The organism is Mesorhizobium sp. M1399 (assembly GCF_040317735.1).
Classification (GTDB): domain Bacteria; phylum Pseudomonadota; class Alphaproteobacteria; order Rhizobiales; family Rhizobiaceae; genus Mesorhizobium.
This window is the reverse complement of the sequence record NZ_JAMYKZ010000008.1, coordinates 1-11,521: the sequence shown is the minus strand read 5'-3', so window position 1 is coordinate 11,521 and position 11,521 is coordinate 1. Positions and strand designations below refer to the sequence as shown.

Genomic DNA, 11,521 nt, shown 5'->3' with positions numbered 1-11,521 from the left:
TCACTCTGGTCTCGGATTGGCGCAATCAGGATTGTTTGCGCCGCTGCCATGCGCCGATCGCAACCGAAACCGCCATCAACCCGATCGCCAGCCATTTCATTGCCGCGATGACCGGGCCGGCATCGATGTCGTAGGCGATGAACAGAAGAATGCCCGGCACCAGCAGGCCGCAAAGCACGAGCGTGATCCGGTTGATCTGCCATGACACTTTTGCCGCAAGCATCTGGTCGCCGGGCACGGCGACAAGCGCGGCCCGCATTGCCTTCGGCGCGACCAGCGCGGTCGAGAGACGCAGCGAAATCGGCAAGCCGATGCCGATGATCAGCAAGGCGCATGCCGCCAGGAGCAGCGAAAACTTGAGCGCACTGGTTTCGGGTGGTACCGGGAACAGCAGCGTCGCCAGCGGCAGGAAGACACAGAAGATCCCGAGCGCGGCGATGGCGATGAAGATCGCCGCGTTGACCAGCGTGAACAATTGGTAGGTGCCGCCGCCGATCGGTTTGGCCAGCGTGGTCATGCGCGCCCACTCCACTTCGGTGTAGGAAAAGCCCGGCCATTCCATATGGCCGTCTCGGATCGCCGTCATGCCCCTGGCCCAGAACGCCAGCCGCGCCAGCGCCCCGTTCGTCATGCCACTCATCGCCACCCCCTACGAATGTGTGCCTTCAAGACCATACCACCCCCGGCGCAAGGCGACAGTCGCGTTCGGCCTGTCTACTGGAACCCGACGGCGTCGACGGTGCCCTTCGGACAACCCACCTTGGCTGTCGGTGCCGAGGCAAGCAGCAGCGCACCGAGCGAAGAGTTCGAAGCGATCGGGCCGGCCAGGCCGAGCGTCAGCTCGTCGATCAGCCGCCTGCCGCTCGAGGGATCGACCACGCAGGATACGCGGACCCGGTCGCCCGCGCCTTTGCCGAAGGCGCTGTCGAAGGTGCTGCGGATCTGATCGGATGTCAGCTGCTTGCCGACGTTCCTGGTGAAGAGATCGCGCACCGGCGACGCGTTCACCGCTTGCATCAGGTTCAAAGCGTCGGAGAAATACTCCTGCTGGCTCTTGCCGTAGCAGGTGCCGTGCTTGATCCATTCATGCCTTTCGAGGGCGGATGCGGTGCCCGGCATCACCTGGTCGAGTTCCGATCGCGTATTCGGGTCCAGCGTGACCGGCGGCAAATCCCGCCAATGTGCCGGATCGTCGTTCGCCTTGTCGCTTGCCGCGACCTGGCAATAGAAATTTCCATTCGGTTGCGGCCACAACCCATGCAAGGTGAAGTGGGTCGCATCGAAACCGGCGGCGGTCTGCGCCCGGCATTCGGTCTTGCTGGATTTGGTCTCACAGAAAGCCGGCTGCCAGCTCAGCGCGAAGACATATTCCGGCTTTCCGGACGCCGATGGCTTGTTCGGCTCGGCAGGCGCCGGTGCAGCCGGTATCGTCGACGCGCTGCCGCCCGAAACGTGACCGCAGCTGATCTTAACCCAGCGGCGCTCCGGATCGGCGCCCGGAACGCGGATGAGATAGTGCGTGGGCGCGTCCTTGTTGCCGGCCAGCAGATCGTAACTCTGGCCAGCCGCGGTCGAGACGTTGCGGGGATTCTTGCCGCTCTTGATCGCCTGCGTTGCCGGACAGGCGGCATCGGCGACGAAAGAGCCGGTCATCTTCACATCGGCCCGCGCCGCGCTTGCGCCAGCAAACGCAAGAAACACCGCCCCCCATATCGCCCAAATCCGCATTCCGGCACTCCTCGTATTCACGCCGCAAGCTAGAACTTGCGACATGTCAGAATTACGATTTCTTTCGTCGGCCGTAAAAACAATCGCCAGCGCATTGAGACGGTTCCCGTGTGGTCGATCAGGATCCGCCCGCCTCCACGCGTTCTGTCAAGGTGCGCAGCAGATCAAGCGAGGCTTTTAGCGCGTCGGCGTCCATACCCTCCGAAACGCGGTTCGCCCAAACATGCTGGCGTGTGCCGATATTCTTGACCGCTGCCCGGCCGGCATCGGTTATCGACAACAGCTTGGCGCGGCGATGCGCTGGGTTGTCGGCATAGGCGGCAAGCCCCTCCGCAGCCAGTATGTCGGCCAGCCGCTGTACGCTCTGACGGGCGAGACCCATGTCGCGGGCGACGTCGGCCACGGATTTCGGCTCCTTCAAAACCGCACCCAAAACCTGCCAGCGCGCTGCCGTCAGCCCGGTTGGAGCGGCCAGCCGGTCGGCCGCATCCAGAAAACTGCCGTTCATCCTGAACACGGCAAGCACGAGTTCCGTGAACACATTTGCCGCTTCGGTCCTGGTCGTCATTTCTGGCCGGCCTCGATGGTCGCGACGAAATTATTAACGGCTTCGGCTACGACCTCGGGCTTGTCAAGCATCACCCAATGGCCGCTGCCCGCCACGATCTGGCGCGGAATGTCCGTGCGCAGCCGGTAGAGCGCGGCTGGAGTGTCACTGGCCTCGGTAGCCAATACGAACATAGGCCCGCGATACGCATTGAGTGCCGGCTCCGGGTTCCATTCGGCCAGTGCCTTGCCGACACCTGCCCTCGCCGCCGGATCGACCACTGCCACATCGGCCAGAACACGCTGGCGAACAGCCGCGTTAGGGCCGGCAATCGACGTGTAATAGGCGTTCAGGACATCGCGGCCTTGCGGACCGGCCAGATCGCGGACAAAGCCGTCGCGAATCGCCTGCGGCAGCGCACGAGGATTGGTCGCCGGGTCGACGAGCAAGACACCTGCGACCCGGTCGGCATGGCTGGCGGCATAAGCGAGCGCCACACCACCGCCGCCGCTGTGCGCGACAATGAGAAACCGCTTCAGGCCAAACGCGTCGGCCACGGCACCGACATCCATTGCACGGCCGTCATAGCCATAGTCACCGTCCTGCGCCGGCGCGGAGGCGCCATGGCCGCGAAAATCGAAGGCTACCGCCTCGCGGCCTTCGACGGAGAGCTGCATCACCCGGTCCCAGTGGGAAGCGCGGCTGCAATCTCCATGCAGGAACAGGATCGGCAGGCCATTGCCGGCGTTGATCCTATAAGTGGCAAGCTGGCCTTGCGGGCCTGGAACGGTGGACGTCATCATGGGTCATCTCCCTGGTTTCCTGACTGAACGCAGCAATCCCTGGCAACAGGGTGGCCGTCGTGAAGGCGAAGCCCGCCAGCAAGATTGCACGCCGCGAAATGGCCCCGGTGGTTTTCATAGTCATACCCCCAATCTGCTGGCCAATTGACAGTATGCTGTCATGTAATCATATTGACAGCATACTGTCAACTAGCGTCGAATGGGTACCCTACGTCTCTTGACGTCGATCGCTGCGTCGCCCAACAGTCGCCGACGGGAGCGAGACATGCCATTTGACAAGCAGAGGATGCTGGCATCGCCGACCGGCGCCGAGCTCAACCTTTATGTGAAACACGCCACAGGCCAGCCGCGCGCCATTGTCCAGATCAATCACGGGTTGGCCGAGCACGCGGCGCGCTATGCCCGCTTCGCCGATTTCCTCGGCGCGCGCGGCTACCAGGTCTACGCGCACGACCACCGTGGCCACGGCGTCACCAAGGCGCCCGACGCGCCACCTGGCAGGTTCGCCGATGCGGATGGAGGTGCCAAGGTCATCGCCGATGTCGCTGCCGTCCATGATCTGATCGCCAGGGAACAGCCCGGCCTGCCGGTCATCGCCTTCGGTCACTCCTTGGGCGCGTCGGTCGCTCTGAACTTTGTCCTCCGCAACTCGGCGCGCATCCATGCCGCCGCGATCTGGAACGGCAATTTCTCTGCCGGACTGCTCGGCCAAATCGCGCTGGGCATGCTTGCCTGGGAAAAGTTCCGGCTTGGCTCAGACGTGCCGTCGCGCATGCTGCCCCGGCTGACGTTCCGGGCTTGGGGCAAGGCAGTGCCCGATCGCCGGACGCCCTTCGACTGGCTGTCGCGCGATGCCGCCGAAGTCGAGAAATACATCGCCGACCCGCTCTGCGGCTGGGACGCATCGGTGTCGATGTGGCAGGACATCGTCAAGATGACGCTGCATTGCGGCCGCGACCGCAATTTTTCCGGCGTGCGGCGCGACCTGTTCGTCCATCTGGTCGGAGGCGAGCAGGATCCGGCCTCGGACGGCGGCAAGGCGGTCAGCCATCTCGCCGGCCGGATGCACATGCTGGGCTTTTCGAATCTCGTTTCAAAGGTTTACGCCGAAACCCGCCACGAGAGCCTGAACGAGGTCAATCGAGACATCATCATGGAGGATTTTGCCGCTTGGGCCGATCGCGTGCTGAGGGCGCCTTGATACTTGGCCCATTGCAAGGGCCGTGACAGCGGCACCCGGGATTGATAGTGGGATGTCGCCCAAAGCATGCCCTTGGGCTAGACCCGAGGGTGCGCAGCGGTTTTGGGATAACGACATGCACAAAAAACATCTAAGCCTGCGCTTTCGGCCAACCACGGTGATCCATGACTGAGCCTCCGCTCAAAGGCATCCGCGTCATCGAACTCGCACGCATCCTCGCCGGGCCATGGGCCGGGCAGCTGCTTGCTGACCTCGGCGCCGACGTGATCAAGGTCGAGAGCCCGGACAGCGGCGACGACACCCGCAAATGGGGACCGCCCTTCGTCATCGGCCATGATGGCGAGAACCTTTCGGCCGCTTATTACCATTCCTGCAACCGCGGCAAGCGCTCCATCGCCATCGACTTCTCGACGCCCGAGGGCGCCGAGACGGTGCGCCGGCTGGTCGCGACCTCGGAAGTGCTGATCGAAAACTTCAAGGTCGGCGGACTTAAGAAATACGGCCTCGACTATGACAGCCTGAGGAAAATCAACCCACGGCTGATCTATTGCTCGATCACCGGTTTTGGCCAGTCGGGACCGTATGCGCCGCGCGCCGGTTATGATTTCATCATCCAGGGCATGGCCGGCATGATGTCGATCACCGGCGAAGCCGGCCGCGAACCGCAGAAGGCGGGCGTGGCTATTTCAGATGTCTTCACCGGGCTTTATTCGGTCGTTGCCATCCAGGCGGCACTTCGCCACGCCGAGAAGACCGGCGAAGGCCAGCATATCGACATGGCGCTCTACGACACCCAGATCTCAACGCTCGGCAACCAGAACCTCAACTATCTCGTCTCCGGACAATCGCCGGTGCAGATGGGCAATGCGCATATGAACATCGCGCCCTACGAGGTGGTGCCGGTGAAAGATGGCCACATCATCCTGGCGGTCGGCAATGACGGCCAGTTCGCAAAGTTTTGCGCTGCCGTCGACCTCGAGGAGCTGGCGTCGAACCCTGACTTCGCCACCAATCCCGCCCGCGTCGCCAACCGGGCAAAGCTGCGCGAGCACATGGTCGAGGCGCTGAAGGTCTTCGATCGCGACCCGCTGCTGGCCAGGCTGGAGACAGCCGGCGTGCCGGCCAGCCCGATCAACAATATCGGCCAGATGTTTGCCGACCCGCAGACCATCGCGCGCGGCATGCGGCTCGACCTCGATGACGGCCATGGCAATCTCTTGCCCTCGGTGCGCGCGCCGATGGTCATGTCCGGCACGCCGCTGGTCTATGAACGGCCGTCGCCGCGTCTCGGCGAACACACCGAAGAAATCCTTGCCGAACTGGAGAGGTCAGGAAAATGAAGACCGGCGGACAACTCATCGTCGATGCGCTCGAAGCCAACGGAACGGACCGTATCTATTGCGTGCCCGGCGAATCCTATCTGGCGGTGCTCGACGCGCTGCATGATTCGCCAATCCGCACCATCGTCTGCCGCCAGGAGGGCGGTGCCGCAATGATGGCCGACTGCCATGGCCGCCTGACCGGCAGGCCCGGCATCTGCTTCGTCACCCGCGGCCCAGGCGCCACCAATGCCTCGGCCGGCATCCACATCGCCATGCAGGATTCGGTCCCCCTCATCCTGTTCATCGGCCAGGTCGCCAGCCACGCCAAGGGGCGCGAGGCCTTCCAGGAGGTCGACTATGTCAGGTTCTTCGGCGATATCGCCAAATGGGTGGTCGAGATCGACGACGCCGCGCGCATCCCCGAATTCGTCACACGGGCATTTGCAGTGGCGACGTCCGGCCGCCCGGGCCCGGTCGTCATCTCGCTGCCCGAGGACATGCTGACCAGCCTTGCCGAGGCACCGGAAGCCCGGCATTACACCCCTGTCGAGACGCGGCCTGGCGAAGCCGAGCTCGACGCGCTGGACGAGCTGCTCAACAAGGCAAAGCGGCCGTTCGTCATCCTTGGCGGTACGCGCTGGGATGCGCAGGCCGTTGCACGGATGCGGACGATAGCCGAAGCCTGGTCGCTGCCGGTCGGCTGCTCCTTCCGCCGCCAGATGCTGTTCGACCATCTCCACGCGAACTATGCCGGCGATGTCGGCATCGGCATCAATCCCAAAGTGGCAACCGCCATCAAGCAGGCCGACCTTGTGCTGCTGATCGGCGGCCGCATGGGCGAGATGCCGTCATCCGACTACACGCTGCTGAAGAGCCCCTACCCCGACCAGACGCTGGTCCATATCCATGCCGACGCCGGCGAGCTCGGCCGCGTCTACCGGCCGGCGCTGGCGATCAATACCTCGCCTGCCGCTTTCGTCGAAGCCTTTGCCAAACGCAAGCCGGCCGCAACGCCGGTGTGGGCGGCGGAGGCAGCGAAGCTGCACACCGCCTATCTCGACTGGTCGACGCCTCCGGAGAGCGGCCCCGGCGCCGTGCAGATGGGGCCGATCATGAATTATCTCGAAACGATGCTGCCGGACGACGCCATCCTCACCAATGGCGCCGGCAACTACGCCACCTGGGTGCATCGCTACCATCGCTTCCGGCGTTTCGGCACGCAGGCAGCACCCACCTCCGGCTCGATGGGCTACGGCACGCCGGCGGCGGTCGCCGCCAAACAGCTTTTCCCCGACCGCGACGTGATCGCCTTCGCCGGCGACGGCTGTTTCCTGATGAACGGGCAGGAATTCGCCACCGCCGTACAATACGGATTGCCGATCATCGTCATCGTAGTCAACAACGGCATTTATGGCACCATCCGCATGCATCAGGAGCGCGAATATCCCGGCCGTGTCGTCGCCACCGATCTGAAAAACCCCGACTTTGCTGCTTTGGCCCGTGCCTATGGCGGCCATGGCGAGACGGTGGAAAAGACCGCCGACTTCGCGGCGGCCTTCGAGCGCGCGCGTGCTAGCGGCAAGCCGTCGATCGTCGAGATCAGGCTCGACCCCGAAGCCATCACGCCGACCCGCACGATGACCCAGATTCGCGACAAGGCCTGACAAACAGGGTGGTTGCCCTGTTTTGTCGTCTTGATCTGCCTATTTGACCTTTTCGATCTGGCCGCGGATCTCGCCGTCGGCGTGGGCCGCGGTGTGGATGTTGACGTAATATTTGCCCGCCTCAAGATCGGTCGCCTGGGCATCGGTCAATGTCGCCGAACCCTTGATCGGGCTCTTCAGCTTGCCTTCGAACGGCACCACTGGATCGGCGTTTTGACCCTCTGCCGCCGGGCCGTGAATGTGCCCGGCCTTCGCCGGCCCGCTGAGGCCGGAATATCTCACCGTCCAGCTGAGTTTCTTGGTGGCGGTGTTGAATCTGAGCGTGGCGGTACCCTTGCCCTTCGTGGTGACGGGCGGGCTCTGCTGAGCACCATCGAGCGTCGCGGTCATCTTTACGGTTTCGGCCAGAGCCGGTGACACCGAGAAGATGGCGGCAGAAATGGCCAGCGCCGAAAGCATCGGCGTGAAGGACTGGATGCGCATGGAAACCTCCGTTGTGGCACCCTTGAGTTGGATGCATCGGCACAACGATTTTGCGAACGGATGTTTCCGCGGGTAACGTTCATTTTACATCCCACTAAAAAGGGGCGGTCGCCCGCCCCTTTTCGTCTTCCAACAGAGCCTGCTTGATAGCTCTATTTGATCGCCTTGTCGGTGATCGCGGTCGTGTAGGCGCCGGTCGGCTCCTTGGTGATGATCTTCTGGTCGAGCAGCGCCTTGGCGGTGCGCTCGTAGGTCGCCGGATCGAGCTTGCCGTCGGCATTGTCGATCAGCTTGGCGACTTCGCCCATCATCCGCTTCTGGTGGTTCTCGTCCTGGCCGCCATTGTCCATGACGATGCCGGCCGCCTCGTCGGAATTGTCGACGGCGTATTTCCAACCCTTCATCGAAGCGCGCACGAAACGCACCATCTTGTCCTCGAAGGCCGGATCCTTGAGCTTGTCCTCCAACGCATAGAGCCCGTCTTCGAGCAGATCGTTGCCCATGGCGGAATAGTTGAAGACGGTCAGCTCTTCCGGCTTGTAGCCGGCGTCGATGAGCTGCCAGTATTCGTTGTAGGTCATGACCGAAATGCAATCCGCCTGCTTCTGGATCAGCGGCTGCACGTCAAAGCTCTGCTTGAGCACGGTGACGCCGTCCGGCCCGCCGTCGGTCTTGAGGCCAAGCTTGTTCATCCAGGCATAGAACGGATACTCGTTGCCGAAGAACCAGACGCCGAGCGTGTGGCCCTTGAAATCGGCTTCGGTCTTGATCGGGCCGTCCTTCGGGCAGACCAGCTCCATGCCGGCCTTCTTGAACGGCTGGGCGATGTTGACCAGCGGCACGCCCTTTTCGCGTGCAGCCAGCGCGCCGCCCATCCAGTCGACGATGACGTCGGCGCCGCCGCCGGCAATGACCTGCTCGGGTGCGATGTCCGGGCCGCCGGGCTTGATGTCGACGTCTAGGCCCTCGGCGTCATAGAAGCCCTTGGCCTTGGCGACATAATAGCCGGCGAACTGTGCCTGGGTGACCCATTTCAGCTGCAGCGTCACCTTGTCTGCGGCCATCGCCTGGAAGGCGGCAAGCGACATCGCGCCGGCCAGCATCGAAACAACAAGTCTTTTCATGTTTTTACCCTCTGAAGTTAGCGCCCTAAACCCACCGCCCCTATCCACCACGGACAGAGGGATGCCAAAACGTGATTGCTCTCTCGAAAAGAGCGACCACGCCATAAAAGACCGAACCCGCAAGTGCTGCAACTGCGATTTCGGCCCACACCATGTCGATGTTCATCCGGCCGACTTCCGTCGAAATGCGGAATCCCATGCCGACCACCGGCGTGCCGAAGAACTCGGCGACGATGGCGCCGATCAGCGCCAGCGTCGAATTGATCTTCAACGCATTGAAGATGAACGGTGCCGCCGCCGGCAGCCGCAGCTTGAACAGCGTCTGCCAGTAGCTCGAGGCATAGGTGCGCATCAGGTCGCGCTCCATATGGCCGGAGGCGGTAAGCCCGGCGACGGTGTTCACCAGCATCGGGAAGAAGGTCATGATTATGACCACGGCTGCCTTGGATTGCCAGTCGAAGCCGAACCACATGACCATGATCGGCGCGACGCCGATGATCGGCAGCGCCGACACCATATTGCCGATCGGCAAAAGCCCGCGCCGCAGGAACGGCACACGGTCGGCGGCGATGGCAACGAGGAAGCCGGCGCTGCTGCCCACGACATAGCCGAAGATCACCGCCTTGAAGATGGTCTGCCTGACATCGGCCCCCAGCACCGGCAGCGAGCCGACGATGCGTGCACCGATGGCGCTTGGCGGCGGCAACAGGATGAAGGGAATGCCGGCGCCACGCGTCACCGCCTCCCAGATGATCAGGATCCAAGCGCCGAAGATGGCTGGAATGATCAGGCGCAAGGCGGTTGACGCCCAGCGCGACGTCGGGCGAACCGACGACAAGACCGTTACGCAGCGCCAGGCCAAAAACCACGCCGCGACGAGCAGCAGATAGAAGGAGCCACGAGCGCTGCCCTCATTGCCGGTTATGCCGGCGAGCAACATCCACGCCGCGCCGTGCGCGCCAAGGAACAGCAACACCACCCCGATCATCGGTGGAAAGTTGTCGGCCTCGATTGCCATGAGCAGCAAAATGAAAATCAAAACCGTAGTCGCCATGCCGTAACCGGGCGTAGCACTGACGAGCGGCCAAAGAAGCAGCGCGCCGACAAGAAGGATAAGCGCGGCATATCCTTGCCAGGATCGGGGGGTGATTGAGGAAAGGCTCAGGAGCGAGCTCATGCCGGCCTCCCGCCCATGGCGCGGTCGACAAGGCGCCCAGCAATGCCGACCAGCATAACCAGCAGCGCCGCCACCACCGAGCCGGCGACCAGCGCCGACCAGATGTCGATCGTCTGGCTGTAGTAGGCGCCGGCGAGCAATTTGGCGCCGATGCCGGCGACGGCGCCGGTCGGCAGCTCGCCGACAATGGCGCCGACCAGGCTGGCGGCCACCGCCACCTTCATCGAGGTGAACAGGAACGGCACCGAGGCCGGCACCCGCAATTTCCAGAAGGTCTGCGAGGGACTGGCATTATAGGTATGCATCAGGTCGAGATGGGTGAGCTCGGGCGAGCGAAGCCCCTTCACCATGCCAACCGCCACCGGGAAGAACGACAGATAGGTCGAGATCAGCGCTTTCGGGATCAGCCCGGTGATGCCGACCGCCGCCAGCACGACAATAATCATCGGCGCCACCGCCAGGATCGGAATGGTCTGCGAGGCGATGATCCACGGCATCATGCTGCGGTCGAGCGTCGCCACATGCACGATGCCGACGGCGATGACGATGCCGAGCGCCGTGCCGAAGGCAAAGCCGAGCAGCGTCGACGACAGCGTCACCCAGGCATTGTAGACAAGGCTGCGGTTCGAGGTGATGCTGCGCAAAAAGGTGTTTTCGAAAAAATTCACCGCCACCTGGTGTGGCGCCGGTAGCGTCGGCTTCGGTTGTGCCAGCGTCTTGCCGATGAATTCCACAATGCCCGGTGTCAAATTGGCGCGGCGGTCGAGATCGCGCTGGAACGGCGCGTTGAGGACAACGGCCATGACGTACCAGACGACGACCACGCCCAGGAGGATCGAGGTCACGGGAACGATCTTGTCGCGAAACGAGTCCATCTAGCGATCCTCGGGCGCTTGGCGCCCTCCTCTCCCCAACGGGGAGAGGGTGGCCGGAGCGAAGCGGAGGCCGGGTGAGGGGGTAGAAATCTTTCCGTCGAGGCAAGCCAATATCGTATCAAGGACCGCTCGACGTTCGGCCAGAACTTCATGGTTCCAGAACCGAAGAACGGAATAGCCATAGCCATTCAGCCAAGCAGTTCTCGCCGTATCGGTTGGAGAATCCGCATGCTGACTGCCGTCGACTTCAACAATCAGACCCTTCTCGCGACAAACGAAGTCCGCGATGAAAAGGCCAAGCGGCACCTGCCTCACAAATTTGTAGCCGTTGAGATGACGTCCTCTCAGTTCCCCCCAAAGCCGGTACTCAGCCTCGGTCTCGTCAAACCGGAGCTTTCGGGCACGAGCGGTTGCCCCAACATTTCTTTTAGTTGGATCTGTCGGCGCCGCCCCCTCACCCGACCTCCGCTTCGCTCCGGCCACCCTCTCCCCGTCGGGGAGAGGAGGACCCTCATCCCGCTCAATCATCATAGCTGTGCCCTGCCCTCAGCCCGTCGCGCACCCGTGCCGCGATGGCCAGGAACTCCGGCGTCTCGC

General features: G+C 63.0%; 12 protein-coding genes. 3 read left to right on the top strand and 9 right to left on the bottom strand.

The features are described 5' to 3' along the window. Window positions 1-25: 25 nt before the first annotated feature. The 4 genes from NKH05_RS15095 to NKH05_RS15080 form a co-directional block, all read right to left on the bottom strand. The gene (locus tag NKH05_RS15095; RefSeq protein WP_352482961.1) at window positions 26-640 is read right to left on the bottom strand and encodes a hypothetical protein; all 615 of its coding nucleotides are present in this window, start codon (window positions 638-640) and stop codon (window positions 26-28) included. Between the two features lie 74 nt (window positions 641-714). Then, window positions 715-1,728, bottom strand: coding sequence for a ribonuclease T2 family protein (locus NKH05_RS15090; RefSeq protein WP_352482960.1), 1,014 nt, complete (start codon window positions 1,726-1,728; stop codon window positions 715-717). A 118-nt stretch (window positions 1,729-1,846) separates the two neighbouring features. Further along, on the bottom strand, window positions 1,847-2,296 hold the full coding sequence (locus tag NKH05_RS15085; protein WP_352482959.1) for a MarR family winged helix-turn-helix transcriptional regulator: 450 nt from the start codon (window positions 2,294-2,296) through the stop codon (window positions 1,847-1,849). Beyond that, the gene (locus NKH05_RS15080; RefSeq protein WP_023720840.1) at window positions 2,293-3,078 is read right to left on the bottom strand and encodes an alpha/beta fold hydrolase; all 786 of its coding nucleotides are present in this window, start codon (window positions 3,076-3,078) and stop codon (window positions 2,293-2,295) included. The genes NKH05_RS15085 and NKH05_RS15080 overlap by 4 nt, the downstream gene beginning before the upstream one ends. A gap of 265 nt (window positions 3,079-3,343) precedes the next feature. On the opposite strand from NKH05_RS15080, the gene NKH05_RS15075 reads away from it, so the two are divergent. The 3 genes from NKH05_RS15075 to NKH05_RS15065 all read left to right on the top strand — a co-directional run bounded on the left by NKH05_RS15075 (window position 3,344) and on the right by NKH05_RS15065 (window position 7,265). Then, entirely contained in the window at window positions 3,344-4,279 is a 936-nt protein-coding gene (locus NKH05_RS15075) for an alpha/beta fold hydrolase (RefSeq protein ID WP_353025631.1), read from the top strand. 164 nt (window positions 4,280-4,443) lie between these two features. Continuing rightward, window positions 4,444-5,619 carry a CaiB/BaiF CoA transferase family protein gene (locus NKH05_RS15070; RefSeq protein ID WP_353025630.1) on the top strand — a complete coding sequence of 392 codons (1,176 nt, stop codon included), beginning with the start codon at window positions 4,444-4,446 and terminating at the stop codon, window positions 5,617-5,619. Next, on the top strand, window positions 5,616-7,265 hold the full coding sequence (locus NKH05_RS15065; RefSeq protein WP_023720843.1) for a thiamine pyrophosphate-binding protein: 1,650 nt from the start codon (window positions 5,616-5,618) through the stop codon (window positions 7,263-7,265). Before NKH05_RS15070 ends, NKH05_RS15065 begins: the two co-directional genes overlap by 4 nt. Before the next feature lie 39 nt (window positions 7,266-7,304). Here the strand turns inward: NKH05_RS15065 and NKH05_RS15060 are convergent, their stop codons facing one another. The 5 genes from NKH05_RS15060 to NKH05_RS15040 all read right to left on the bottom strand — a co-directional run bounded on the left by NKH05_RS15060 (window position 7,305) and on the right by NKH05_RS15040 (window position 11,452). Then, on the bottom strand, window positions 7,305-7,748 hold the full coding sequence (locus tag NKH05_RS15060; RefSeq protein ID WP_023720844.1) for a CHRD domain-containing protein: 444 nt from the start codon (window positions 7,746-7,748) through the stop codon (window positions 7,305-7,307). A gap of 152 nt (window positions 7,749-7,900) precedes the next feature. After that, window positions 7,901-8,872: an ABC transporter substrate-binding protein gene (locus NKH05_RS15055; RefSeq protein ID WP_352482954.1), complete on the bottom strand. Its 972-nt coding sequence runs from the start codon at window positions 8,870-8,872 to the stop codon at window positions 7,901-7,903. Window positions 8,873-8,912: 40 nt separating this feature from the next. Then, the gene (locus tag NKH05_RS15050; protein WP_031194513.1) at window positions 8,913-10,049 is read right to left on the bottom strand and encodes an ABC transporter permease; all 1,137 of its coding nucleotides are present in this window, start codon (window positions 10,047-10,049) and stop codon (window positions 8,913-8,915) included. Next, window positions 10,046-10,924: an ABC transporter permease gene (locus tag NKH05_RS15045; RefSeq protein WP_352482952.1), complete on the bottom strand. Its 879-nt coding sequence runs from the start codon at window positions 10,922-10,924 to the stop codon at window positions 10,046-10,048. Before NKH05_RS15045 ends, NKH05_RS15050 begins: the two co-directional genes overlap by 4 nt. After that, complete coding sequence (locus tag NKH05_RS15040) at window positions 10,925-11,452, bottom strand: endonuclease domain-containing protein (RefSeq protein ID WP_023720848.1); 528 nt, start codon at window positions 11,450-11,452, stop codon at window positions 10,925-10,927. Window positions 11,453-11,521 lie beyond the last annotated feature (69 nt).